General features: G+C 67.6%; 21 protein-coding genes. 9 read left to right on the forward strand and 12 right to left on the reverse strand.

Annotated features, from left to right (window positions below):
• Positions 1–33 precede the first annotated feature (33 nt).
• A complete protein-coding gene (locus BAY15_RS17125; RefSeq protein WP_068854192.1) occupies positions 34–1107 on the reverse strand; it encodes a 3-deoxy-7-phosphoheptulonate synthase in 1074 nt (357 codons plus the stop codon).
• Positions 1108–1408: 301 nt separating this feature from the next.
• Between BAY15_RS17125 and BAY15_RS17130 the strand changes: the two genes are divergently transcribed.
• On the forward strand, positions 1409–2572 hold the full coding sequence (locus BAY15_RS17130; protein ID WP_068854193.1) for a serine hydrolase domain-containing protein: 1164 nt from the start codon (positions 1409–1411) through the stop codon (positions 2570–2572).
• A gap of 69 nt (positions 2573–2641) precedes the next feature.
• Here the strand turns inward: BAY15_RS17130 and groL are convergent, their stop codons facing one another.
• On the reverse strand, positions 2642–4291 hold the full coding sequence (gene groL, locus BAY15_RS17135) for a chaperonin GroEL (RefSeq protein WP_068854194.1): 1650 nt from the start codon (positions 4289–4291) through the stop codon (positions 2642–2644).
• A gap of 90 nt (positions 4292–4381) precedes the next feature.
• Positions 4382–4669: a co-chaperone GroES gene (locus BAY15_RS17140; protein WP_068854195.1), complete on the reverse strand. Its 288-nt coding sequence runs from the start codon at positions 4667–4669 to the stop codon at positions 4382–4384.
• A 279-nt stretch (positions 4670–4948) separates the two neighbouring features.
• Here BAY15_RS17140 and BAY15_RS17145 point away from each other — a divergent pair, with 279 nt between their 5' ends.
• The 4 genes from BAY15_RS17145 (at position 4949) to BAY15_RS17160 (ending at position 10166) form a co-directional block, all read left to right on the forward strand.
• Complete coding sequence (locus BAY15_RS17145) at positions 4949–6733, forward strand: endonuclease (RefSeq protein ID WP_068854196.1); 1785 nt, start codon at positions 4949–4951, stop codon at positions 6731–6733.
• 147 nt (positions 6734–6880) lie between these two features.
• Entirely contained in the window at positions 6881–7219 is a 339-nt protein-coding gene (gene cutA / locus BAY15_RS17150) for a divalent-cation tolerance protein CutA (protein WP_068854197.1), read from the forward strand.
• Entirely contained in the window at positions 7219–9585 is a 2367-nt protein-coding gene (locus BAY15_RS17155; protein WP_208856113.1) for a protein-disulfide reductase DsbD domain-containing protein, read from the forward strand. Before cutA ends, BAY15_RS17155 begins: the two co-directional genes overlap by 1 nt.
• Positions 9582–10166: a TlpA family protein disulfide reductase gene (locus tag BAY15_RS17160; protein ID WP_068854199.1), complete on the forward strand. Its 585-nt coding sequence runs from the start codon at positions 9582–9584 to the stop codon at positions 10164–10166. Before BAY15_RS17155 ends, BAY15_RS17160 begins: the two co-directional genes overlap by 4 nt.
• Here the strand turns inward: BAY15_RS17160 and BAY15_RS17165 are convergent.
• From BAY15_RS17165 to BAY15_RS17195, 7 genes are all read right to left on the reverse strand, one after another.
• The gene (locus BAY15_RS17165; RefSeq protein WP_068854827.1) at positions 10142–12733 is read right to left on the reverse strand and encodes an excinuclease ABC subunit UvrA; all 2592 of its coding nucleotides are present in this window, start codon (positions 12731–12733) and stop codon (positions 10142–10144) included. The genes BAY15_RS17160 and BAY15_RS17165 overlap by 25 nt on opposite strands.
• A gap of 69 nt (positions 12734–12802) precedes the next feature.
• Positions 12803–15331, reverse strand: a complete 2529-nt coding sequence (locus BAY15_RS17170) for a methyl-accepting chemotaxis protein (RefSeq protein ID WP_068854200.1) — start codon at positions 15329–15331, stop codon at positions 12803–12805.
• A 206-nt stretch (positions 15332–15537) separates the two neighbouring features.
• Complete coding sequence (locus tag BAY15_RS17175) at positions 15538–16545, reverse strand: bestrophin family protein (protein WP_068854201.1); 1008 nt, start codon at positions 16543–16545, stop codon at positions 15538–15540.
• Between the two features lie 31 nt (positions 16546–16576).
• Positions 16577–17083 (reverse strand): Ohr family peroxiredoxin, encoded by a 507-nt coding sequence (locus BAY15_RS17180; protein WP_068854202.1) that lies wholly within the window; start codon positions 17081–17083, stop codon positions 16577–16579.
• Between the two features lie 32 nt (positions 17084–17115).
• On the reverse strand, positions 17116–17871 hold the full coding sequence (locus BAY15_RS17185; protein WP_068854203.1) for an SDR family oxidoreductase: 756 nt from the start codon (positions 17869–17871) through the stop codon (positions 17116–17118).
• A 128-nt stretch (positions 17872–17999) separates the two neighbouring features.
• Positions 18000–19034, reverse strand: a complete 1035-nt coding sequence (locus BAY15_RS17190; protein WP_083214221.1) for a LysR family transcriptional regulator — start codon at positions 19032–19034, stop codon at positions 18000–18002.
• Entirely contained in the window at positions 19025–19288 is a 264-nt protein-coding gene (locus BAY15_RS17195) for a hypothetical protein (protein WP_068854204.1), read from the reverse strand. The genes BAY15_RS17190 and BAY15_RS17195 overlap by 10 nt, the downstream gene beginning before the upstream one ends.
• 138 nt (positions 19289–19426) lie before the next feature.
• On the opposite strand from BAY15_RS17195, the gene BAY15_RS17200 reads away from it, so the two are divergent.
• Both BAY15_RS17200 and BAY15_RS17205 read left to right on the forward strand, forming a co-directional pair.
• Positions 19427–20314 carry an RNA polymerase sigma-70 factor gene (locus tag BAY15_RS17200; protein WP_068854205.1) on the forward strand — a complete coding sequence of 296 codons (888 nt, stop codon included), beginning with the start codon at positions 19427–19429 and terminating at the stop codon, positions 20312–20314.
• The gene (locus BAY15_RS17205; RefSeq protein ID WP_099047418.1) at positions 20314–20925 is read left to right on the forward strand and encodes a DNA-3-methyladenine glycosylase; all 612 of its coding nucleotides are present in this window, start codon (positions 20314–20316) and stop codon (positions 20923–20925) included. The genes BAY15_RS17200 and BAY15_RS17205 overlap by 1 nt, the downstream gene beginning before the upstream one ends.
• 17 nt (positions 20926–20942) lie before the next feature.
• Here BAY15_RS17205 and BAY15_RS17210 read toward each other — a convergent pair whose 3' ends face one another.
• Together BAY15_RS17210 and BAY15_RS17215 are read right to left on the reverse strand one after the other, a co-directional pair.
• Positions 20943–21575: a M23 family metallopeptidase gene (locus BAY15_RS17210; protein WP_068854206.1), complete on the reverse strand. Its 633-nt coding sequence runs from the start codon at positions 21573–21575 to the stop codon at positions 20943–20945.
• A gap of 62 nt (positions 21576–21637) precedes the next feature.
• Positions 21638–22576 carry a DUF1254 domain-containing protein gene (locus BAY15_RS17215; protein WP_237334286.1) on the reverse strand — a complete coding sequence of 313 codons (939 nt, stop codon included), beginning with the start codon at positions 22574–22576 and terminating at the stop codon, positions 21638–21640.
• 401 nt (positions 22577–22977) lie between these two features.
• Between BAY15_RS17215 and BAY15_RS17220 the strand changes: the two genes are divergently transcribed.
• Together BAY15_RS17220 and BAY15_RS17225 are read left to right on the forward strand one after the other, a co-directional pair.
• Positions 22978–23364 (forward strand): response regulator, encoded by a 387-nt coding sequence (locus BAY15_RS17220; protein ID WP_068854208.1) that lies wholly within the window; start codon positions 22978–22980, stop codon positions 23362–23364.
• A 66-nt stretch (positions 23365–23430) separates the two neighbouring features.
• On the forward strand, positions 23431–24036 hold the full coding sequence (locus BAY15_RS17225; protein ID WP_068854209.1) for a TetR/AcrR family transcriptional regulator: 606 nt from the start codon (positions 23431–23433) through the stop codon (positions 24034–24036).
• Positions 24037–24081 lie beyond the last annotated feature (45 nt).

Raw genomic sequence — 24081 nt, forward strand, 5'->3', positions numbered from 1 at the left:
GTGGAGCCGGCCGGCGGCCGGCTCCCTGAGGGATCAAGCCGCCTCGGCCAGACGCCGCGCGCGCCGCGCACGCACTGCCTCGGCGAGCGCCTCCAGCACCTGCAGCGAACTGTCCCAGCCGATGCAGCCATCGGTGATGCTCTGGCCGTACACCAGCGGCTGGCCTTCCACCAGTTCCTGGCGGCCGGCCACCAGATGGCTTTCCACCATGACGCCCACGATGCGCTCTTCGCCTGCCGCCAGCTGTGCATTGATGTCGGCGATCACTTTCGGCTGGTTTTCGGGATTCTTGCTGCTGTTGGCGTGGCTGGCATCAATCATCAATCGCGCCGGCAGCTGCGCCTTGGCCAGCGTCTGGCTGGCGGCATCCACGCTGGCGGCATCGAAGTTGGGCACCTTGCCGCCGCGCAGGATCACGTGGCAATCCGGGTTGCCGGCGGTGGCGACAATGGCCGTATCGCCCTGTTTGGTCACAGACAGGAAATGGTGCGGGTTGGATGCGGCACCCACCGCGTCGGCGGCGATCTTGATGTTGCCGTCGGTACCGTTCTTGAAGCCGACCGGGCACGACAGCCCGGAGGCCAGCTCGCGATGCACCTGGCTTTCGGTGGTACGCGCGCCAATCGCGCCCCAGGCAACCAGGTCGGCGATGTACTGCGGCGAGATCACATCCAGGAACTCCACGCCGGCCGGCAGGCCCAACTTGTTGATGTCGCGCAGCAGGCCGCGCGCAACGCGCAGGCCCTTGTTGATCTGGAAGCTGCCATCCAGGTCCGGGTCGTTGATCAGTCCCTTCCAGCCCACCGTGGTGCGCGGCTTTTCGAAGTAGACGCGCATGACGATTTCCAGTTCGCCCGCGTACGCATCGCGCAGCGGCTTCAGGCGCTGCGCGTATTCGATCGCCGCGACCGGGTCATGGATCGAGCACGGGCCGATCACCACCGCCAGGCGGTCATCGCGGCCGTGCAGGATCTCGTGCAGTGCGGCGCGCGAGGCGCTCACCGTGGAGGAAGCTTCATCGTCGCAGGGCAGCATCGCCAACAGCTGCGCCGGCGGGGTCAACGGTTCGATCTTGCGGATGCGCAGGTCGTCGGTGTGGGGGGGCATGGGGGTGTCTCCTGGAAGGTGGGGGTCCCCAGCGCGGCGGCAACAAAAAAGCCGCCAGGTGCGCTGGCGGCTTTCGGGAATGCGTCTGAAAGTTTCTTCAGGGTGAGCGCATGCCTTCCTCCGCCGGTGGCTTCGGAAAGTAATACCAAAAGTAGGAATTGGCGTGGCGTGCGTTCATTGGGGAGTATTGATAGCACAGGGGTTTGGGAGTGCCAACTGTTTCATTCGCAACTGGGGTGCAGTGTTCAGGGCTGCAGGCCCGACGGTACGATTGGCGCCGAGACCCGGAGGAGTGCCGTGCATGCGCCCGTTCGTCCTGATGTTCTCCCTGTTGATGCCCGCGTCCGCTGCGCTGGCCGCCGCCCCACCCCACGCGCTGCCGTCCCCGCCTGCGGTGGATGCGCAGATGCAGCGTCTGATGCGGGCAACCCAGGCCCAGGGGCTGGCGTTGGCCGTGATCGATGATGGCAAGGTCGTGCAGGTGCACGCGGCCGGCAAGCGCAATGCGGCCGGCGAGCCGCTGCAGCCGGACACCATCATGTATGCCGCGTCGCTGACCAAGGCGGCGTTTGCCTACATGGTGCTGCAGCTGGTGGACGACGGCATCGTGGATCTGGATCGCCCCATCGCCGCCTACCTGGACCGTCCACTGCCGGAGTATCCGGCCGACAAGCGCTACGCGCCCTGGCCCGACCTGAAGGATGACCCGCGCTGGCAGCAGATCACCCCGCGCATGCTGCTCAGCCATCGCAGCGGTTTCTCCAACTTCGCCTTCCTTGAACCGGAGGGAAAACTGCGGCTGCATTTCGACCCGGGCACGCGATATGCGTATTCCGGGGAAGGGCTGATCCTGCTTCAGTTCGTGCTCGAACAGGGCGTAGGCCTGGACGTGGGCAGGGAAATGCAGCGGCGGGTGTTTGATCGCCTCGGCATGACCCGTACCAGCATGACCTGGCGCGCGGACTTCGCCGGCAACCTGGCCGACGGCTGGACCCAGGACGGCAGCACCGAACCGCATGACGAGCGCAGCCGTGTGCGGGCGGCGGGTTCGATGGACACCACCATCACCGATATCGCGCGGCTTGTCGCCGCACTGGTGAGCGGTGAAGGCCTTTCGCCCGCATCGCGACGTGAGCTGGTGCGCGCGCAGTGGCCGATCACCACCGCCTCGCAGTTCCCCACGCTGCAGGACGAACTGCCCCCGGCGAAGCGGCGTGCCGACCTTGCCGCCGGGCTGGGCGTGGTGGTGTTCGACGGCCCGCAGGGCCATGGTTTCTACAAAGGCGGGCATGACGACGCGGTGGGCAACACGATGGTCTGCCTGGCACGTGGCCAGCGCTGCGTGGTGATCCTGGGCAACGATGTGCGCGCCGAAGCGGCATTCCCCGCACTGGTGCGCTACGTCCTGGGTGACACCGGCGCGCCGTGGACCTGGGAATACGGCAACAAGGTGTTTGTCCCCTAACGAAAGAACCCCGCCTTTCGGCGGGGTTCTTCGTTTACAGCACGACAGGATGTCGCGTGTGCGGGGACCTTAGAAGTCCATGCCGCCCATGCCACCCATGCCGCCCATGCCGCCGCCTGCTGCGCCGGCGCCGTCATCCTTCTTCGGGGCTTCGGCCACCATCGCTTCGGTGGTGATCATCAGGCCGGCGATCGAGGCAGCGTTCTGCAGGGCAGAACGGGTCACCTTGGTCGGGTCCAGGATGCCGAACTGCAGCATGTCGCCGAACTCGCCGGTGGCGGCGTTGTAGCCGTAGCTGCCGGTGCCTTCCTTGACCTTGTTGACGATCACGGACGGCTCTTCGCCGGCGTTGGCGACGATTTCACGCAGCGGGGCTTCCATCGCGCGCAGGGCGATCTGGATGCCGTGGTTCTGGTCTTCGTTGGCGCCCTTCAGGCCAGCCAGCGCGGTGACCGCGCGGACCAGGGCAACACCGCCGCCCGGCACCACGCCTTCTTCGACCGCCGCACGGGTAGCGTGCAGGGCGTCGTCGACGCGGTCCTTCTTTTCCTTCATTTCGATTTCGGTCGACGCACCGACCTTGATCACGGCAACACCGCCGGCCAGCTTGGCCACGCGTTCCTGCAGCTTCTCACGGTCGTAATCGGACGAGGTGTCTTCGATCTGGGTCTTGATGCGGGCCACGCGTGCCTGCACCGCTTCCTGGTCGCCCTGGCCGTCGACGATGGTGGTGTTTTCCTTGGAAACCTGCACCTTCTTGGCGCGGCCGAGGTCGGCGATGGTCGCCTTCTCCAGCGACAGGCCGATTTCTTCGGAGATCACGGTGCCGCCGGTCAAGGTGGCCATGTCTTCCAGCATTGCCTTGCGGCGGTCGCCGAAGCCCGGTGCCTTGACGGCCACGACCTTCACGATGCCGCGGATGGTGTTGACCACCAGGGTCGCCAGCGCTTCGCCTTCGACTTCTTCAGCCACGATCAGCAGCGGCTTGCCGGCCTTGGCGACGCCTTCCAGCACCGGCAGCAGGTCACGCACGTTGGAGATCTTCTTGTCGTGCAGCAGGATGTACGGATCATCCAGGTCGGCGGTCTGCGCCTGCTGGTTGTTGATGAAGTACGGGGACAGGTAGCCGCGGTCGAACTGCATGCCCTTGACCACGTCCAGCTCGTTTTCCAGGCCCGAGCCTTCTTCAACGGTGATCACGCCTTCCTTGCCGACTTCACGCATCGCTTCGGCGATGATGTTGCCGATCGACTCGTCCGAGTTGGCCGAGATCGTACCGACCTGGGCAATCGCCTTGTCGTCGGCGGTGGGCTTGGAGATGTTCTTCAGCTCGGCGACGGCGGCGACCACGGCCTTGTCGATACCGCGCTTGAGGTCCATCGGGTTCATGCCGGCAGCCACGGCCTTGGCGCCTTCGCGGATCAGGGCCTGGGCCAGCACGGTGGCGGTGGTGGTGCCGTCGCCGGCGTCATCGTTGGTACGCGAGGCGACTTCCTTCACCATCTGCGCGCCCATGTTCTCGAACTTGTCAGCCAGTTCGATTTCCTTGGCGACGGACACGCCGTCCTTGGTGATGGTCGGGGCGCCGAAGCTCTTTTCGAGCACGACGTTGCGGCCCTTCGGGCCCAGGGTGGCCTTGACGGCATTGGCGAGAACGTTGACGCCGCGCACCATGCGGGCGCGGGCGTCTTCACCGAAACGAATTTCCTTGGCAGCCATTGCGATTACCTTTTATGTGGCGCCGGGCGATGCCCGGCTGCGTTGATCTGAAAAAAGAAGAAGCGGCGGGGCGAGCCCGGCGGCGCAAACTCAGCCGATGACGGCGAGGATGTCGTCTTCGCGCAGGACCTTGTATTCCACGCCTTCGCTCTTGTAGGTGCTGCCGGCGTACTGGCCGTAGATCACCTTGTCGCCAACCTTCAGCGACGGCGCGCGCACGCTGCCGTTGTCCAGCGGCTTGCCCGGGCCCACGGCCACGACTTCACCCTTGGTCGACTTTTCCTTGGCCGAGTCGGGGATGACGATGCCGCCGGCGGAGACTTCGTCGGCTTCGATCGGCTTGACCACAACGCGGTCGTGAAGCGGCTTGATGTTCATGCATGCCTCTTAAGTTGTTGATTGGTTTGAAAAAGTCCGGCGATATTAGCACTCACCCCAGGTGACTGCCAGCACCGCTCGTGAAAAAACCCGCCAGTGCGGGACAGGGCAGAGATGGTGCTGTCCCGAGCCCTTTCAAGGGGGTGCCGACGAATTCCCCCCGACCGCCATTTTCTTGACGCGCGTCCCACTGCGGAGTGCCGAATCCGACAAATCGATAGATGTGTCATATGGATTAGCTAGATTCGGCCAGCAAAACCCAATCACAAGGAGACGTAGATGAGGTTGCTCACACCGCTGTCCCTGGGGTGCCTGTTGGCGCTGGCCGCTGGTTCCGCCCAGGCGGACGTATTCATCAATGAACTGCACTACGACGACAGCACCCCGGCCGGGGATGTCGGCGAAGCCATCGAGGTGGTCGCCACCGGCGGCGAGGACCTCAGTACCTACCGGCTGTACCTGTACAACGGCAGCACTCCGTCGGCGGCCACGGTCTATGCCAACAACGCCGTGCCGGCCGGTACCGCCGCCGGCTGCGGCAAGGCCAGCATCGCCACCGTCACCTACCCCACCAACGGCCTGCAGAACGGCGCCAACGACGGCATCGCGCTGGTGGATGCCAGCGGCAAGGTCGTCCAGTTCATCAGCTACGAAGGCACCATCACCGCCTCCGGCGGCCCGGCCGCCGGCCTGACCAGCCAGAACATCCCGGTCAGCGAGAGCAACAGCACCGCCCCGGGCACGTCCCTGCAGCTCACCGGCAGCGGCAGCCAGTACACCCACTTCACCTGGGCCGGATCGGCTGCGCAGACCTTCGGTGCCTGCAACACCGGCCAGACCTTCAGCGGCGGCGGCAGCACCGGGCCCAATACCCCGCCGTCGGTGAGCACCACCACCCCGGAACAGGGCGCAACCAGCTTCCCGGCCGCTGCCGACCTGGCCGTGACCTTCAGTGAAAGCGTCACCGTCAGCGCCGGTGCGTTCACCCTGAGCTGCGGCCAGTCCGGCACGGTGCCGCTCACCCACGCCAGCAGCGGTACCCGCTTCACCCTGTCCACCAACACCGCACTGGTGGCCGGCGAAGCCTGCCGCTTCGACATACGCGCCGCGCGCATCAAGGACGCCCAGGGCGCACGACCGGCGGCCGACACGCGCATCGCGTTCACCGTGGCCGCCGGCGGTACCGATCCCGGTCCGGACCCGGATCCGGGCAGCTACTACTCGAAGGTCAACACCTCCAGCCCCGGCCAGCTGCGCTGCTCGCTGCACGCCACCATCAAGGGCCACACCTCGTACCCGTACAGCGGCACGGGCACAAGCACGTGGACCATCCTGGAAATCGCCGACGAGGATCCCAACAACAGCGGCCGCATCCTGGACGCGTACCGCAACCGCAGCTACGCCAAGGTCACCGACCGGGCCGGCACCGGCAGCGGGCTGACCTACAACCGCGAGCACACCTGGCCCAATTCACTGGGCTTTGCCAGCACCACCGGCGACAAGGGCCTGCCGTACGCGCCCTATACCGACACCCACATGCTGTACCTGACCGATGCGCAGTGGAACGCGGACCGCGGCAACAAGCCGTTCGCCAAGTGCGACAGCAACTGCGGCGAGCGCGCCACCGAGGCCAACAACGGCACCGGCGGGGGAAGTGGCGGCTACCCGGGCAATTCCAACTGGGTACGCACCCCGGACGGGAATGCCGGCACCTTCGAGGTGTGGGGCCACCGCAAGGGCGACATGGCGCGTGCGGTGATGTACATGGCGATCCGTTATGAGGGCGGCAAGGACGCAGCCACCGGCCAGTCCGAACCGGACCTGGAGCTGACCGACGACCGCAGCAGGATCGTGAAGACCTCCGCCTCGCCGGCCTACATGGGCCTGCTCTCGACCCTGATCGACTGGCACCTGTCCGACCCGCCGGATGCTGCAGAAAAAGCCCGCAATGAAGTGATCTACAGCTTCCAGGGCAACCGCAACCCGTTCATCGACCACCCGGAATGGGGTACGCCCGCCCTGTTCACGTCGGCCAAGCCGGCAACCTGCGAGTTGGCGAACTGAGGCATCCCGGGTTGCCGGCCAGGCGCCGGCACCAGGGCAATACGGTGCGCCGGCCACCCGCCGGTGCCACCGGGATTCGATTCTCCGGCCGGTTCCCAGGCGGAACCGGCCGGCATCGCCACGCCGCGATCTCTATACTCGGCGGTCATGTCGACCCCCGATCCCGTATTCATCCTCCTGACCACCTGCCCCGATGCGGCCACCGCCACGCGGCTGGCGCATGCGCTGGTGGAAGAACGCCTGGCCGCCTGCGTGACCCGGCTGGACGGGGCGCACTCGACCTACCGCTGGCACGGTGAGGTAACCGAGGACGCTGAGGTCCAACTACTGATCAAGACCACCGGCAGCCGCCTGGATGCGGCCATCGCGCGCGTGCAGGTGCTGCACCCGTATGAACTCCCCGAGTGCATCGCGGTCGAAACCCGCGCCGGCCTGCCGGCGTACCTGGATTGGATTCGGGCCCAGACCCGAGAGGAAACTGATTGATGACGCTGTTTCGTCGTGTTGCCGCGCTGTGCGCGCTGTTCGTGGTGTCCCTGCCGGCACTGGCCGTCAGCGAGAAAGACCTGCTGCCGGTGGATGAAGCCTTCGGGCTGAGCGCGCAGGCGCGCGACCGCGACCGTATCGAGGTGAGCTGGAAGATCGCGCCGGGCTACTACCTCTACCGCCACCGCACCACGGTCAAGAGCGACGCCGGCTTCAGTGCCGAGGCGCTGCAGATGCCGGCCGGCAAAAAGCACCACGATGACTTCTTCGGCGAAGTGGAAACCTACCGTGAGCGGCTGACCGCCGTCCTGCCCGGCAAGGCTGCCGACGGTGCTGAAACGGTGACGCTGGAAGTGCGTTACCAGGGCTGCGCCGATGCCGGCGTGTGCTACCCGCCGCAGAAGCGCAGCGTGCAGGTCACGCTGCCGGGTGGCGGCGCCCGCGCCGACAGCGCCATGACCCCGGCCTTGGGCGGCCCGGCCGCGTCGCCGTTCAACAACCCGCTGGCCGGCAATGCCGCCGCTGGCCTGCGCCTGCCCGGCGCGGCCAGCACCCCGTCACTGCCGCTTCCGTCCGAACGCGCCTTCGGCTTCGAAGCCATCGTCGGCGATGGCAATACCGTGCTGCTGCGTTTCAGTCCGGCGCCGGGCTACTACCTCTACCGCGACCGCACTTCGCTGAAGCTGGAAGGCGCTCCGGGCATCCGCGCGGACAAGCCGCTGTGGCCGGCCGCCAAGTCGCACCGCGACGAGCACTTCGGCGATGTGTCGGTGTATTTCGACCAGGTCGATGTGAAGCTGCCGCTGCGCCGCAGCGTGGCCGAGGCCGCCGATGCCACGCTGGTGATCACCTTCCAGGGCTGCCAGACCGATGGCATCTGCTACCCGCCGATGACCCGGCGGGTGAAGCTGGCGCTGCCGGCCGGCAAGGTCAACGCCAGTGCGGGTGAAGAAGCGCGCCGCAGCGAAGTGATCGCCCCGCTGGTGACGCGCGATAAGCGTGCGCAGGAACGCGAGGCCAACGGCATTGCGACCCAGCCGATGCTGATCCGCCCGAACGAACCGGCGCTGGCGCTGCCCGCCGACGGCACGCCCGACGCCAGCGCCGACAACGACCAGCGCACGCGTCCGCCGGGCAGCAGCGGCAGTGCCACGCCGATCACCCTGATCACCGCGTTGCTGCTGGCCCTGGCCGGCGGCCTGATCCTCAACCTCATGCCGTGCGTGCTGCCGATCCTGTCGCTGAAGGTGCTGGGCGTGGCGCAGAGCGGCGAAAGCCGCCAGCGCGCGCGCAGCCACGCGCTCTGGTACACGGCAGGCGTGCTGGTGGCGTTCGCCGCGATTGGCGCACTGGTGCTGGCGCTGCGTGCCGCCGGGCAGGCGGCGGGCTGGGGCTTCCAGCTGCAGCACCCGTGGTTCATTGCCGCACTGGTGTACCTGATGTTCACCGTGGGCTTGAGCCTGTCCGGGGTGTTCACCCTGGGCGGCAGCCTGGGCGGCGTGGGCCAGTCGCTGGCCTCGCGCAGCGGACCGATGGGCGACTTCTTCACCGGCGTGCTCGCCTGCGTGGTGGCCAGCCCGTGCGTAGCGCCGTTCATGGGGGCGCCGCTGGCCTATGCCTTCACCGCACCGGCGGTGCCGGCGATGCTGGTGTTCCTGATGCTGGGCCTGGGCCTGGCGCTGCCGTTCCTGCTGATCGGCTTCGTGCCTTCGCTGGCCAAGCGCCTGCCGCGCCCGGGCGCGTGGATGGAAACCCTGAAGCAGGTGCTGGCCTTCCCGATGTATGCCACCGCGCTGTGGCTGCTGTGGGTGCTGGGCAAGCAGCGTGGCGTGGATGCGATGGCCTTGGTGCTGGCCGGGCTGGTGGTGCTGGGCCTGGCGCTGTGGTGGTTCGAGCGCAGCCGCTGGCGCAGCCAGCGCGTCGGTGCCGCATTGGCGCTGGTGCTGCTGCTGGGCGCACTCGTGCCGGTATGGGGCGTGACACGCATCGCTGCACCGGCCAAAGCCGCACTGGCCGCCGCCGACAACGTGGTGGCCTATTCGCCGCAGATGCTCGACCGGCTGCGCCAGGACAACCGCGTGGTGTTCGTCAACATGACCGCCGACTGGTGCGTGACCTGCAAGGCCAACGAACGCGCGGTGCTGGGCACCCAGGGTTTCGAGGAAACCCTGCGCCGTACCAACGCGGTGTACATGCGCGGTGACTACACCAACGTGGATCCGGAGATCACCGCGTTCCTGGAAGAACACAAGGCGGTCGGCGTGCCGCTGTACGTGGTCTACGGCCCCGGCGCACCGCCGACCGTGCTGCCCACCGTGCTGACCCAGGCACTGGTGGAAGAAGCGCTGCTGCGCACCGCGCGATGAGCACGACGCCGCCCCGCACCTCGTTGATGGTGGTGGCGGCGCTGGCTGCGGCGCTGGGGTTGGGCACCGGCGTGTACTACGTGGCACGCACGCCACAGGAAACGCGGTTTCCCGCAGTGGAGCGCCCGGCCGCCGCGCCGGCCCAACCCGGCGATGCGATGCCGGCCATCACCCTGCCGGACGTGGATGGCACGCCCGTGGACTTCGCCCGCTTCGGTGGCCGCCCCCTGTTGATCAACGTGTGGGCCAGCTGGTGCGGTCCGTGCGTGGAAGAGATGCCCATGCTGGCCGCGTTTGCCGCTGCACAGCCGGCCGATGGCGTGCAGGTGGTGGGCCTGGCCATCGATACGCCGGACGGCGTACGCGATTTTCTTGACCGCGTGCCGGTGACCTACCCGATCGTGATCGAGCAGCCTGCGCCGGATGACGCCAGCGTGCGCTTGGGCAACGCCCAGGGTCTGCTGCCCTACACGGTGCTGGTGGGTGCGGACGGGAAGATCGTCAAGCAGAAGCTGGGGCCGTTCGCAGAGGGGGAGGTCGAACGGTGGGTGGGCAGTCAGGCGAAGAACCGCCGCAGGTAGCCCGCCGTCCTGCCTGCTTTCGATCGGCTCACCTGCTCGGGTGTTCCCGCCGCCACGATCTGCCCACCCTGCTCGCCCGCGCCGGGACCCACGTCGATCACCCAGTCGGCATCGGCCACCACGCGCAGGTCGTGCTCGACCACCACCACTGTGTTGCCCGCATCCACCAGCCCGTGCAGCTGCGCCATCAGCTTGTCCACGTCGGCCGGATGCAGGCCGGTGGTGGGCTCGTCGAGCACGTACAGGCTGCTGCCGTGCTGGCTGCGCTGCAGTTCGGTGGCCAGCTTGATCCGCTGCGCTTCGCCACCGGACAGTTCCGTGGCGGGCTGGCCCAACCGCAGATAGCCCAGCCCGATGTCGCGCAGCAGCTGCAACGGACGCTGCACGACCGATTCACCGGCAAAGAACGCCAGCGCCTCTTCCACCGTCATCGCCAGCACCTGCGCGATGCTGCGGCCGTTCCACTCCACCTCCAGCGTCTTGGCGTTGTAGCGCTGGCCGTGGCAGGTCGGGCATGGCGCGTACACGCTGGGCATGAACAGCAGCTCCACGTGCACGAAGCCTTCGCCTTCGCAGGTGTCGCAGCGGCCCTGCGCCACGTTGAAGGAAAAACGGCTGGCGCTGTAGCGCCGCGCCTTGGCCATGCGGGTGCCGGCGAACAGCTTGCGGACGTGGTCGAACAGGCCGGTGTAGGTGGCCAGGTTGGAACGTGGCGTGCGCCCGATCGGCTTCTGGTCCACGTTCACCAGGCGCTTGATCGCCGTGTGACCGGCATGCAGTCGGCCGCGGGTACGCTCGATCCGGCTGGGTTGTGGTAGATCATCGTCCGCATCGGGCACAACCGGTTCATGGCCCAGGTGCTCACCCACCAGCTCCACCAGCGCCTGGCTGACCAGGCTGGACTTGCCCGAGCCGGAGACACCGGTAACTGCGCAGAACGTGCCCAGCGGGAAGCGTGCATCCAGCCCGTGCAGGTTGTTGCGATGGATGCCGCGCAGCTCCAGCCAACCGGCAGGCGTGCGCGGGCTGCGGGTGGCACGGTCGTGCTTGCCGAACAGGTACGGTGCCGTGGCCGAGGCGGCGACGCCACGCAGCCCCTCGGGCTCACCGCTGTACAGCACCTGCCCACCGTGCTGGCCTGCACCGGGACCGACATCCACCAGCCAATCGGCACGGCGCAGCATCTCCAAGTCGTGCTCCACCACGAACAACGTGTTGCCGCCTGCCTTGAGCTGGTCGAGCGCGCCATACAGGGCCTCGCCATCTGCCGGATGCAGACCGGCGGTGGGCTCATCCAGCACGTACACCACGCCGAACAGGCTGGAGCGGATCTGGGTGGCCAGGCGCAGCCGCTGCAGCTCACCCGGTGACAGCGTCGGGGTAGCGCGGTCCATCGACAGGTAGCCCAATCCCAGCGATTCGAGCGTACCGATGCGCTCCACCAGATCGTGCGCGATGCGCTGGGCAGCGATGCGCTTCTCCTCGGACAGGTCGGGGGTGTGGCGCAGCTGTTCAGCCTTGCGCCCGGCTGCGCGGCTGCGCGTTGCCCCCTTTGCCGGCGCGCTGAAGCGGCCTTCCGCCGCCGGCCGCAGCGCCTCGGCCATCGCCGCCAGCGACAGCTGGGACAGCGCGCCGATGTCCATGCCGGCGAAGGTCACCGACAAGGCAGCACGCTTGAGCCGCTTGCCGTCGCAGACCGGACAGACCGTACCCACCATGTAGCGCGCCACGCGCTTCTTCATCATGGCGCTCTGGGTGGTGGCGAAGGTGTGCAGCACATAGCGGCGCGCGCCACTGAAGGTGCCCATATAGCTGGGCTCTTCCTTGCGGCGCAGCGCGGCGCGGGTTTCTGCCGGGGTGAACCCGGCATACACCGGCGCCACCGGCTGCTCGTCAGTGAACAGGATCCAGTCGCGCTGCTTCTTCGGCAGGTCGCGCCAGGGAATGTCAACGTCGTAGCCCAGCGTCACCAGGATGTCGCGCTGGTTCTGCCCGTGCCACGCCGGCGGCCATGCGGCGATGGCGCGCTCGCGGATGGTCAGCGAGGGGTCGGGAACCATGGACTGTTCGGTCACTTCATACACGTGGCCCAGGCCGTGGCAGTTCGGGCAAGCGCCCTGCGGTGTGTTCGGCGAAAAGTCCTCGGCATACAGCATCGGCTGTCTGGCCGGATACGTACCAGCGCGCGAATACAACATGCGCAGCAGGCTGGACAGCGTGGTCACGCTGCCCACGCTGGAGCGTACGCTCGCGGTGCCGCGCTGCTGCTGCAGCGCCACCGCCGGCGGCAGGCCTTCGATGGCATCCACATCAGGCACGCCCACCTGGTCGATCAGGCGGCGCGCATAGGGTGACAACGACTCCAGGTAGCGACGCTGCGCTTCGGCATACAGTGTGCCGAAGGCGAGCGAGGACTTGCCGGATCCGGAAATTCCCGAGAACACCACCAGCGCATCGCGCGGGATGTCCACGTCGACGTTCTTCAGGTTGTGCTCGCGCGCCCCGCGCACGCGGACAAATGCGTTGCGGGTCTGGGCGGGAGACGATGTTTTTCGACGTGTGCTCATGGTGGGAAGCATACCGCCGGTGGCGCCGCCCATTGGGCGGCCCACGTAGACGCCGCAATCACGAACCCATCACGCTACCGCAGGACGAAGCCCGCGCACTACCGCAGGCCGTGCCACCACGAACGCCGCCACCGCTTCGGACAACAGAGCCGCCTGCCGCTGCATCGCCTGGGCGGACGCCGAGGCTTCCTCCACCATCGCCGCGTTCTGCTGCGTGCTGCCGTCCATCTGCAACAACGTCTTGCCTACCTGCTCGATGCCCACGCTCTGCTGCTGCGAGGCCGCCGCGATGCTGGCGCTGATCGCGGTGACCTGCTCCACGCTGCCGACGATGCGGCGCATGGTGGCACCAGCCTCGCCTACCAGGCGGGTACCGGCGTTGACCGTCTCCACCGAGGCTTCGATCAGCTGCTTGATCTGGCGGGCGGCATCGGCGCTGCGCTGGGCCAGCAGGCGCACTTCGCCCGCTACCACCGCGAAACTCCGGCCCTGCTCGCCGGCCCGTGCGGCTTCCACCGCAGCGTTGAGGGCGAGGATGTTGGTCTGGAAGGCGATGCCGTCGATCACCCCGGTGATGTCGCCGATGTGTCGTGAGGAGGCGGCGATGTCGTGCATCGTGGACACGACCTGTGCCACCGCGTTGCCGCCCTGCCCCGCAATGGCAGCGGCGTCCATCGCCAGCTGGTTGGCCTGCTGCGCCGAATCCGCGTTCTCGCGCACGGTTGCAGTGAGTTCCTCCATGGAGGACGCGGTTTCTTCAAGATGCGCCGCCTGCCGTTCCGTGCGTTCGGCGAGGTCACGGTTGCCGGCCACGATTTCACCAGCCGCGCCGTTGATCGCCGCGGTGGCGTGCTGGATGCGCGCCACGATGTCGGCCAGCTGTGCCACGCTGGCGTTGGCATCGTCGCGCATCTGCGCGAACACGCCCTGGTAGTCACCCTGCATGCGAACGCCCAGGTCACCGTGCGCCAGCCCGGACAGCAGCGCCTGCAGCCCGGCCAGGTTGCCCTGGAAGGTATCCAGCAGGCGGTTGATGCTCACCGCCAAGGTCAGCACGAAACCCTGCTTGTCGTTCACCGCGATACGCGCCTGCAGCTGACCCTGCGCGGCGGCGTCCACCAGCGCGGCCACTTCGGTTTCGACCGTGGTTTCCAGCGCGCGGCTGCGCCATTCCACTGCGGCTCCCAGCAACTGGTCGTGGTCGAGGATGGGGTTGAGTACCAGCTGATAGCGGATTCCGCCCTGCTCGATCTCGTGTGCACTGGCATGGCCGCGCTGCAGCTGCGCGGCGACGCCCGCAAACACCGGATGCAGCACCTGCGCCGGTTGGCCCTGCCACTGGCTGGGCGTGCAGCCCAGCGCAGTGCACAGCGCATGGTTGAGGAAGCCGATGCGGCCGTCAGGCTCCAGCACCATCAAGCCGGTCTGGGCACTGTCCAGGGCCTGGCGCGCACGGGTGTTGTCGCGCGCGGCGGCCCGCTCGGCCACGATCCGGCCGCGCAGCCGTTCCTGCATATGTCGCAGGCGTTGCGCCAGCTGGCCGAACTCATCGTGCGGGTTATGCACGACCAGCACCGTATCCAGCCGGTCCTCGGCGATGTCCTCGGCGAAGCGCAACGTGTTGGCGATCGGGCGCTGCACCGCCTGCAGGGTCAGCAGCAACGTGGCGATCAGCAACCCAGCCACCAGCAGCAGCGTGACCGCGAACACCACCGTCATCGCCCTCGCCTGTGCCTGCAGGCGCCCACGCGCGGCCTCCAGCGCCGTTGCCTGTGCACGCTGCACCTGCTCAAGCGACGGCGCGATCTGTGCAGCGGTATCGGCCAGCGACTGCGCTTCCACATCCAACCCCACTCGCGCGGCGGTGTAGCCAAGCAGTGCACCCTGGTAGCTGTCCATCGCGGTGCGAAGCGCGTCCTGGGCGGCCGCCGGCACGCCCGGCGCTGCCAGCGCCAGTTCGAACGGCAGCTTGGCTTCGCTGGCGCGGTCGGCATGGGTGGAATCGCCGCTGAGCAGCAGCAGCGCTTCCTGCCGGCGGATGGCCTGCCACTGGGCGTCCAGTGCGGGTTGTTGCAGGGGGGCCAGCTCGGCCTCCATCGCAGCAGCGGCGGCCTCCAGCTGCGCGCGCAGCCCGGCCTCGCCCCTTCCCATTTCATCCACGCGTGCATTCAGCGCGTTGATCCCCTCGGCAAACTCGCCGATGCGGGTGGCCAGTGCCCTGAGTGAAGCCGCATTGCCGTTGGCGGCGGCGGTGCGCTGCAGTGCCTCCAGCGACACCTGCAGGCGTTGGCGTGCCTGCTGCAGCGCCTCCCGGTCGGCATCGTCGAAGCTCGCTGCGTAGCGGGTCTGCAGGCGGCGGGCATCGGCCACCTGGGTGCCCAGTGCCGCCATCAGGCTGGTCGCCTGCTGATGGGAGGCGAAGGTGTCGGCGGCGCGTTCGCTGTTGTACCTTGTCCAGGCGTAGACGGCGGCCACCAGCAGCAGGCCCGCTGCACAGGCCACCAGGCTGATTTTCAGCTTGCGCGCCACGCTGAGCCGGCGCAGGGGTTCAGCCCTGCGGGCGAGGGACGACAGCACACGGCGGGGGATGGCCGACATGACGCACTCCAGACAGAAGGACGCATCGGTATCGGCCGCATTCGCTTGGACTTTAGGGCTGGATCCACCTGCATCCTGCGCTGTCCGCGCAGTGCCTACGTTGTAGCGGGCGTTGAAGACCGCACGATGACGGTCGGCGGTGCGGGCATTGGATTGGGGAGGTGCACCCGCGGCAGAGGCCAACGTAGTGCGCAACGCCGGCGCGATCACATCACGATGGGGCTGGCCGGCACCTGCGGCACCGGAATGTCGCGCTCATCCAGCAGCCGGCGCAGGTCCAGCTCGATGGAGGTGCACAGCTGCGAAATCGGAATGTCGTTGGCGCCACCTTCGAAGGGATTGGCGCTGCTTTCGCCGACCTGGTCCAGCGCGGCGTACATCCACGACACCAGCACGCTCAACGGAATCGCCAGCCACACCATCTGCCCGGCCATCGCCCCGCCCACGGTGTCGTTCATGGGTGCCAGCAGGTCGATCATGCCCAGTGGCAGCAGCAGGCACAGGATGCGGACAAAGATCACGTTGATCACCGCGTACTGGCGCGGGTAGGGGTAGTTCTTGATCCGTTCGCTGCGCGCCTGCTGGTCGTGCAGGTCGCGCAGCACGCGCTGCAGTTCGGCGAAGCTGGCCTGCGGTATGTCACCTGCATCCAGCAGCTGACGCAGCGATGCGCCCTGCAGGGAAAGTACTTCGGTGGCCTTGCCGCCAGCGCCCAGGATGCGCGAGCGCTCTTCGGGAGTGACGTACTTGATCAGCTCGGCATCCAGCGTGCGCACCTTTTCCGGCACGTCATAGCGCTTGCGGTACTCGACGTTGGGCGCCAGCTGCACGGTCTCCCAGGGTTTGGTTTCGCGCATCTGGTAGCGTAGCGCGGTCAGCCACGCCAGGTGGCGGTACACCAGCCGCCGGGTGTGTTCGGGATGGGCCACGTAGTCGCGGCTCATCGTGCCCCACAGGCGGCTGGCGGCGGTGATGGAGGCCCACACCTGCTGCGCTTCCCACAACCGGTTGTAGGTCTGGGTGTTCTTGAAGCCTGCGATCAGCGCCACGCTGGTACCCAGCATGAAGATCACGTTCCATGGCACCGCCAGCCAGTGCAGCCCGCCGAGCTGGTACAGCGCCACCAGCGCCACATCCAGCAGGATCAGCAGGTACAGCGGGCGGCGGGTCCACAGCAGGAACTCGGTGAAGGTATAGGAGCGGCCGGCGTGCATGAGGGTGTTCTCCAGCAGGGGGAAGCGCCGCTCAGGGGGCGGCGGTGGGCACCACGCTCACCACGTGGGTGATGCCGTTGCGGAACATCTTTGCGTAGGGGCAGACACGTTCGGTGTTGCGCACCAGCTCGGCAGCCACGCCGGCCTCCAGGCCGGGCAGGTAGGCTTCCACCTCGGCCGACAGCAGGTACAGGCCGTCGATCGGGTCGCGCGAGAAGGTCACCGACACCTCGATGCAGGGGTCTACCAGCACCAGCCCGGCACGGCTGGCCAGCAGGTTCATCGCGCCGTGGAAGCAGGCCGCATAGCCGGCAGCCAACAGCTGCTCGGGGTTGCTGCCGCCCCCTGGACCGCCCAGCGAGGGAGGCAGGCGCAGGTCGAGTGCCAAGGCGCCATCGTCGGAGACGACCACGCCCGAAGCGCGTCCGTGTCCCGTCTCGCCGCCGCTCACCCGCACCCGCCCGGTGTAGAGCGGGCGCACCTCGTCGCCACGGTATTTGTCGAGAACGGTGGGCGACGGCGGCTTCAGGTCGGACATGGCGTTTCCACGAGGTGCGGGCGGACGGGCAATCAGTTGCTGCGTACCCACCCGGACTGCTGCAGCCAGGCATCGAAGCCCTGCCGGCCCAGCCACGCCTGGCCGACCGGCACCAGCGTGTCGTCCTGCAGTTGCGCACCGAAGTACGGTGCCTGTGCGTCGCCCACCACCTGGCGGGGATCGTGGGTACGGTCGAGGAAGCGCTGTGCCAGTTCGTCCATCGGTGCGCGCTCGGGGCCGGCGATCTCCACCACCCCGTTGACGGCAGGCTGCAGCGCGATGCGCGCCACTGCGTCGGCCACGTCGTCCGCCGAAATCGGCTGCACCAGCGCGGTGGGCAGGCGCAGCGCTTCACCGGCGGACTGCAGGATGCCCGGCAGGAATTCGAAGAACTGGGTGGAATGGATGATGGTGTAGGCGATGCCCGCCTCGCGGATCAACCTTTCCTGCGCGATCTTGCCGCGGAAGTAGCCACTGGCCGCCAGCTTGTCGGTGCCCACCACGGAGAGGGCCACGTGATGGCGTACGCCGGCCTTGGCTTCGGCGGCCAGGATGTTGCGCCCCGCGGTCTGGAAGAAGGCCAGCACCTCTGCGTCTTCGAACGATGGCGAGTTGGCCAGGTCGATGACCACGTCGGTGCCGGCCATGGCCGCCTCCAGGCCGTCGCCGCTGATGATGTCGATGCCGGTGGACGGTGCGGCGATGACGATGTCATGGCCTGCCGCGCGCAGGCGGTCGACGACCTTGCTGCCAATGCGGCCGGTGCCGCCGATGACCAGGATCTTCATGTACTTGCTCCAGGAGGGGAAGGTGGAACCCCGGTGGCCGGGGCATGTGACGATGCTAGGCAGGCCGCTGCGGCGGCAGTAGGTCCGCGCGCGGACGCGCACTGTTGCCTGTCAGGCACCAATGGCGTTCATTGCCACGCGCCGGCATCGACGTCGCGCGCCGGTGCACTGGCCTGCTGCACGCTTTCCCAATGGGTCACCACGTCCAGGTCGAGTGCACGCACCTCGCTGGTGATGAAATCGATGAACGCGCGGATGCGCTTGGGCAGCTGGCGTCGGCTGAGATAGCACAGGTAGTGCCCGCGGTCGTCGGCGGCGTACTGGTCCAGGCAGCTGACCGCCAACCCGGCATCCAGCGCAGCGCGCACCTGGTAGTTCGGCAGCTGCGCCAGGCCCTGTCCCTGCAGGACCGCCTGCAGCGCCAGGTCGGCGTCGTTGAACACCAGCGCCGACGCCGGTTCCACGCTCAGTGGCCGGCCTTCCACACGAAACTCCCAAGGCTGCAGCCGCCCGTTGGCCTGTCGCTGGCTGATGCAGGCATGCGCGGCCAGTTCGCCAACGGTGGCCGGCAGGCCGTGCCGCACCACATAGTCCGGTGCGGCGCAGACCAGCATCTGCATCGGGATCAGGTGCTTTGCGATGACCTCGCTGTCTTCCAGCACGCCGTCGCGGAACGCCACATCGATCCGGTCGGCGGCCAGGTCCAGCGGGCGCTCTTCCAGCTGCAGTTCGAGGGTGACATCGGGGAAGTGGGCCCGGAATGCCGACAGCAGCGGCGCGATCACCTTGCGCCCGAACCCGTGCGTGGCACTCACCCGCAGGTGCCCCCGTGGCGGCCCGTCACGCAGGTCGCGCATTTCCTCCAGCGCCTGCAGGATGCGGTCGACACCGGGGCGGCAGCCGTCGTGGAACAGCTCGCCTTCGCGGGTGAGCGAGGTCGACCGGGTGGTGCGCAGGAAAAGGCGCACGCCCAGCTGCCCCTCCAGTTTCTGCACGCTGCGGCTGACCGCCGAGCGTCCGATGCCGAGACGGTCGGCCGCGCGCGAGAAGCTGCCCTCGTGGGCCACGGCAATGAACGCCATCACCCCGGCGTAGCTGGCCGAAAAGCCGGTGGTGAGCGGGTCGACACCGTCGTCTACGGTGGCCGGATCAGTCAGGGACATGCGGGCGGCGCTCCAAGATGGCGCGCATGTGCGCGCAGGCAGGCGTGGGCCGCTTCCAGCCGTTGCCTGCATTCAGCAGCAGGCAACCCCAGCAACGGCATGAGCTCCTCGATCGACGCACCGGCCACGTCATGCAGCAACAGCAGCAGGCGGGCGTCGGCAGGCAGCGCCTCCAGCGCACACAGGAACGTGGTCCAGACCTGGTCGGCGGGGCGTGGCAGGCCTGCGGCGTCGGCGGTGGATGAGGTGATCATGCAAGGCAGACGGACCAGCGCGATGCGCTGTGACAGCCCCGCGTCCGTTGGATTGGTGCCCAGCGCTCAACACCGTGCGTCAACAGTATCCTGCTTACGGCACTGTCCCTGCGGCGCGCGCTCGTGTTGAATGCCGCCATGGATACTTCCCTCGACCGCTTCACCCAGCTGCGCCCGCGCGTGCTTGGCGTGGCCTATCGCATGCTGGGCTCCATGGCCGAAGCCGAAGATGTCGCGCAGGAGGTGTGGCTGCGCTGGAACGGCACCGACCGCGACGCCATCGAGAACGCCGAAGCCTGGCTGGTCGCCACCACCACCCGCATCGCCATCGACGAGCTGCGCATGGCGCGCCGCAGCCGCGAGCACTATGTGGGCATCTGGCTGCCCGAGCCGGTACTGACGGACGATGCCAGCACGCCGGAGCGCCTGCACGAAGCGGCCAGCGATCTCTCCGTTGCCTTCCTGGCGGTACTGGAACGGCTGGCGCCGGAAGCACGCGCCGCCTTCCTGCTGCACGATGTGTTCGACCGTGACTATCCCGAAATCGCCCGCATCCTCGACAAGAGCGAAGCAGCCTGCCGGCAGATCGTGCACCGCGCACGCGCCCGCCTGCGCGAGGAGCGCCCCATGCACGCGGTGCCGCACCACACCCACCAGCAACTGCTGCAGGCGTTTACCGAGGCGCTGGACAAGGGCGACCTGAAGTCGATGATCGCGCTGATGGACACGTCGGCGCAGCTGATCGGCGATGGTGGCGGCTTCGTCAGCAGCTTCCCCAGGCCGATGCTTGGCGGTGCGCGCATCGCCCAGCTCCTGTTCGCGCCCACCCTGCGGCGCCGCGCCGAGCTGCGCATGGTGCCCGCGTTCATCAATGGCCGCTTGGGGGTGCTGCGCTACTTTGGCGAGCAACTGGATTCGGCGATGTCGTTCGATACCGATGGCGAGCGCATCACCCAGATCCTGGTGCAGCGCAATCCGAACAAGCTGGCGCGGATCCTGGCCGCGCAGCATCCGGCGCTACGCTGATGACCCTGCCTCCGTCGCGCTGGCGTACGCTCCCGCGCAGCTTCTACCGGCGGCATCCGACCGAGGTCGCGCCCGAGCTGCTGAACAAGCTGCTGGTGCGCGACGATGGCCGGGCCGGTCGCATCGTGGAAGTCGAGGCCTATGCAGGCGACCAGGACCCGGCCGCGCATTCGTTCCGGGGGATGACCCCGCGTACGGCCACCATGTTTGGCGAGTGCGGCCATCTCTATGTCTATTTCACCTACGGCATGCACTGGGGCAGCAACGCGGTCTGCGGCGAGGTCGGCCAGGGCTGGGGCGTGCTGCTGCGGGCACTGGAACCCGTGCAGGGATTGGAACTGATCCGTGAGGCGCGGCCAGCCATTCGCCGCGATCGCGAACTGGCCAGCGGGCCTGGACGGCTGTCGCAGGCGATGGGCATCGACAAGGCACTGGATGGCGCGGACCTCGTCAGCAATGACCGCGGCATCCGGATCGTGTCGGACGGGATGGCGCCACCGGAGGATCCGGCAGCGGGTCCCCGCATCGGCATCAGCCGCGCAGTGGAGTTCCCATGGCGCTGGCATGTGCGCGGGCATGCGCACGTGTCCGGCCGGCGGTCGAAGGCGTAACGACCAACGGTCGTTACCTACCGGGGTAGCGCACGACCGTTGGTGGTGCGGTGCGCCTTCAGCAGCGGCAGCGGATCGTAGGCCCCATCGACACCGTAGATCCCCCAGTGCAGGTGCGGCGGCGTACCGGCCGCATTGCCACTGTCACCGACGTAGCCCAGCACGGTGCCTTCGCTGACCACTTCGCCCTCGGCCAGCCCCTTGCGCCAGTCCTCGAGATGCGCGTAGTAGTAGCGCTCGCGCGCCGGTCCAATGACCCATACCTGGCGCCCGCCCAGCCCGCTGTCGCGCACCGCGACAACCACGCCCGGCGCCGCGCTCCGTACCGGCGTGCCGCGCTTGGCGAAGATGTCCACGCCGGCATGGGTGCGGTCGCGTCCGCGCGGCGCGCCGAACGTATCGGCGATGCGCCGGGCCGCAACCCCGTCCACCGGAACCGGCAACGTCGTCGGCGCGGGCATGCGCGACAGTTCCCACATCGCGCGTGGCGCCTTGAGCCACTCGCCATTCCACAGGGTCAGCAGCACCAGGCCCAGCAGCAGCGGAAACACCAGCCAGCCCAGCCAGCGGCGTAGTGCGAACGCTCGCGAGCGCGGCGGGTTGTCTGCTGCCACGCTGGCTTCATGATCGGAACGGGTCGACGGATTCATGCGTACAGCATCGCAGGTGCCGCGTACACGGCACCTGTACGGAGGGGCCGCGGCCGGCTGCGCTATTGCACCGGCACGGCGTCAGGGAAGGTCCAGCGCCCTTCCAGGATCTCCGCACGGGGCCGGTACAGCCGCACCATGTAGTTCCAGCCGGCCATGGTGGGCAGGCAGTTGGGCACCTGGCCATCGCAGCCACCGAACTGGATGTCGATCGAGCCGTCGGCGCTCTTCTTCGCGGTGAGGTTGTTGAGCGTGTAGGCGTTCTGCGGGTTTTTTTCGTAGTACCCGTCGGCGTTGTACAGGCTCACCGACCAGAACCCGTCCACGGGCACATCGGCCACGTGCAGCCGGTACACGGTGCTGCCATCGTTCCGGGCCGGCACCACGTTGAGGTACATCGCGTCCTTGTCAGGGTTGCCGCCCCAGGCCGAGGCGGCACCGATCACGCGGCGCACCGGGTCGACCGTGTCGCGGGTGCCGAACATGTGCCGGGTGTCCGGCAGCGTGGATGCCAGCGTCAGCAGCGCGGCGCGCACCTTGTCCTGGCTCACCGTGTCCCACTTCGGTACCTCGAAGCTGCCCGGCGCGGCCTGCTGGACCTTGATCGCATCCTGCAGCGCGTGCACCTTTGCGACGTCATCCGGGCTGGATGGATCCACCAGCGTTCGAAGGGCGACCACCACGTAGCGGGTGCCGTCCTTGCCACGGCTGAGCGTGTAGTCGCCGGGCGTGTAGTTGACCTGGGTGGTGTACTGGTCTTCGTCGATGACCTGCATGGACATGAAGCGATCACCCGCATCGGGGAGCGTGATCGTGACCGGGCCGGCATCGAGGTCGAAAACCGCGCTGGAGTACAGCGTGTCGCGATTCAAACGGACCACGGTCTGGCTGTCGATCGATGCCGGTTCGCGATGATGGAACAGCTTGCCCAGTCCCTGCTCCTTCACCAGCGCGCCGAGATAGCGATCGGATTCGGCGCGCACGAAGTTGTCGGCGGTCACCGGCACGCTTCCGGGTTCTGGCGCGCGGTTGGGTTCGGCGGGCGCCGGTGCGGGTGGCGCCGTTGATGAAGCAGGCGTCGGTGGCGCACTGGCTGCGTCTGCGGCCGGCGCGTCCGGCTCGCGTCGGCAGGCGGATAAGGCCACCGCTAAGGCGAGGGCGACCAACGGGAGGGCGAAGTGGGACTTGCGCGTAACGTCGTGATTCACGGCGGGATCTCCAACGCGGAAAGCTGGAGCGTAGCAATGGCCCCGCGCGCCAAAAACCGTACTTCTACTGCGGTTCGGCCCGCATTGCCCGCAGTGGGGTCGACCGCTGTGATGAAGACCGCGACTAGAGGACTTTCCGCCGCGTTGACACCTGAAGGTAGACCTTAGGCTTATCTACCGTTCCTGCGCACTTCATGAGCACCCTGGCGTCATCACGTACAAACAAGGTCATCCTGGTGGTCGAGGATGAAATCGAGCTCTCGAGACTCTTCATTGAAGTACTCAGTGGCGCGGGCTACACGGTCGTTCCGGCCTACTCGGTGACCGATGCACTGTTCGCCATTGCCGATCAGCCGTTCGACGCGGCGATCCTGGACGTTGAGTTGCGCGACGGCGCCGTGTTCCCGGTCGCTGATCGCCTTGCGCGTCTGGGCACACCGTATCTGTTTGCGTCCGCCGTGTACCTGCAGGCAGTGCCCGCTGCTCACAAGGCGGTGCCCTTCATCGCCAAGCCGTTCGAGATAGACGACCTGCTGGCCCACGTGGAGCGTGCGTTGGGCTGCAGCCGGAAGGCCAGCTAGCTTGGGCGCCGGCCGACCGTGTCGCGACACTAGACGACCGGTCTAATCGAGAGTACAGTGCGGTCCATGAGCCCGACCGCAGCCACTGAAAGCACCGACGTCCGCGACAGGATCCTGTCCACCGGCCAGCGCATCATGGGCGGCAAGGGGTTCTCGGCGGTGGGCTTGAATGAAGTGCTGAGTGCCGCAGGCGTACCGAAAGGCTCGTTCTACCATTACTTTGCGTCGAAGGAAGCCTTCGGCGACGCGCTTCTTGACGACTACTTCGCGGCCTATCTGGCCGACATGGACCGCACCTTTGCCCAGCCCGGGAAGAACCGCGCGCAGCAGTTGGAGGCGTATTTCGCCGCCTGGAAGGACAACCAGTCGTTCGAGGACTGCCAGGGCAAGTGCCTGGCGGTGAAACTCGGCGCCGAAGTGGCAGACCTGTCCCACAGCATGCGCACAACGCTGCAGCGGGGCACCGCCGGCATCATCGAGCGGCTGGCGCATGTACTGGAAGCGGGCACCGCCGAGGGTTCGTTTGCCTTCACCGGCAAACCCGACGCAGTGGCGCAGAGCCTCTACGCGCTGTGGTTGGGGGCGAGCCTGATGGTGAAGATCGTGCGCGATACCCAGCCCTTCGACGCCGCGTGGCGGACCACGCAACAGATTCTCCACCCTTCGCCCTGACCCCAGGCCGCAGGTACTTCACGCCCTGTGGGCGTTTTTTCACGC

It is taken from the genome of Stenotrophomonas rhizophila, from assembly GCF_001704155.1.
Taxonomy (GTDB): domain Bacteria; phylum Pseudomonadota; class Gammaproteobacteria; order Xanthomonadales; family Xanthomonadaceae; genus Stenotrophomonas; species Stenotrophomonas rhizophila_A.

What these genes read in the sequence shown, in the direction of transcription:
- cutA (WP_068854197.1), top strand. Translation starts at nt 6,881, where the DNA reads ATGTCGACCCCCGATCCCGTATTCATCCTCCTGACCACCTGCCCCGAT.
- BAY15_RS17165 (WP_068854827.1), bottom strand. Translation starts at nt 12,733, where the DNA reads ATGAGCACACGTCGAAAAACATCGTCTCCCGCCCAGACCCGCAACGCA.
- BAY15_RS17125 (WP_068854192.1), bottom strand. Translation starts at nt 1,107, where the DNA reads ATGCCCCCCCACACCGACGACCTGCGCATCCGCAAGATCGAACCGTTG.
- BAY15_RS17210 (WP_068854206.1), bottom strand. Translation starts at nt 21,575, where the DNA reads ATGAATCCGTCGACCCGTTCCGATCATGAAGCCAGCGTGGCAGCAGAC.
- BAY15_RS17145 (WP_068854196.1), top strand. Translation starts at nt 4,949, where the DNA reads ATGAGGTTGCTCACACCGCTGTCCCTGGGGTGCCTGTTGGCGCTGGCC.
- groL (WP_068854194.1), bottom strand. Translation starts at nt 4,291, where the DNA reads ATGGCTGCCAAGGAAATTCGTTTCGGTGAAGACGCCCGCGCCCGCATG.
- BAY15_RS17185 (WP_068854203.1), bottom strand. Translation starts at nt 17,871, where the DNA reads ATGAAGATCCTGGTCATCGGCGGCACCGGCCGCATTGGCAGCAAGGTC.
- BAY15_RS17220 (WP_068854208.1), top strand. Translation starts at nt 22,978, where the DNA reads ATGAGCACCCTGGCGTCATCACGTACAAACAAGGTCATCCTGGTGGTC.
- BAY15_RS17170 (WP_068854200.1), bottom strand. Translation starts at nt 15,331, where the DNA reads ATGTCGGCCATCCCCCGCCGTGTGCTGTCGTCCCTCGCCCGCAGGGCT.
- BAY15_RS17175 (WP_068854201.1), bottom strand. Translation starts at nt 16,545, where the DNA reads ATGCACGCCGGCCGCTCCTATACCTTCACCGAGTTCCTGCTGTGGACC.
- BAY15_RS17225 (WP_068854209.1), top strand. Translation starts at nt 23,431, where the DNA reads ATGAGCCCGACCGCAGCCACTGAAAGCACCGACGTCCGCGACAGGATC.
- BAY15_RS17205 (WP_099047418.1), top strand. Translation starts at nt 20,314, where the DNA reads ATGACCCTGCCTCCGTCGCGCTGGCGTACGCTCCCGCGCAGCTTCTAC.
- BAY15_RS17140 (WP_068854195.1), bottom strand. Translation starts at nt 4,669, where the DNA reads ATGAACATCAAGCCGCTTCACGACCGCGTTGTGGTCAAGCCGATCGAA.
- BAY15_RS17130 (WP_068854193.1), top strand. Translation starts at nt 1,409, where the DNA reads ATGCGCCCGTTCGTCCTGATGTTCTCCCTGTTGATGCCCGCGTCCGCT.
- BAY15_RS17180 (WP_068854202.1), bottom strand. Translation starts at nt 17,083, where the DNA reads ATGTCCGACCTGAAGCCGCCGTCGCCCACCGTTCTCGACAAATACCGT.
- BAY15_RS17200 (WP_068854205.1), top strand. Translation starts at nt 19,427, where the DNA reads ATGGATACTTCCCTCGACCGCTTCACCCAGCTGCGCCCGCGCGTGCTT.
- BAY15_RS17190 (WP_083214221.1), bottom strand. Translation starts at nt 19,034, where the DNA reads ATGTCCCTGACTGATCCGGCCACCGTAGACGACGGTGTCGACCCGCTC.
- BAY15_RS17155 (WP_208856113.1), top strand. Translation starts at nt 7,219, where the DNA reads ATGACGCTGTTTCGTCGTGTTGCCGCGCTGTGCGCGCTGTTCGTGGTG.
- BAY15_RS17160 (WP_068854199.1), top strand. Translation starts at nt 9,582, where the DNA reads ATGAGCACGACGCCGCCCCGCACCTCGTTGATGGTGGTGGCGGCGCTG.
- BAY15_RS17195 (WP_068854204.1), bottom strand. Translation starts at nt 19,288, where the DNA reads ATGATCACCTCATCCACCGCCGACGCCGCAGGCCTGCCACGCCCCGCC.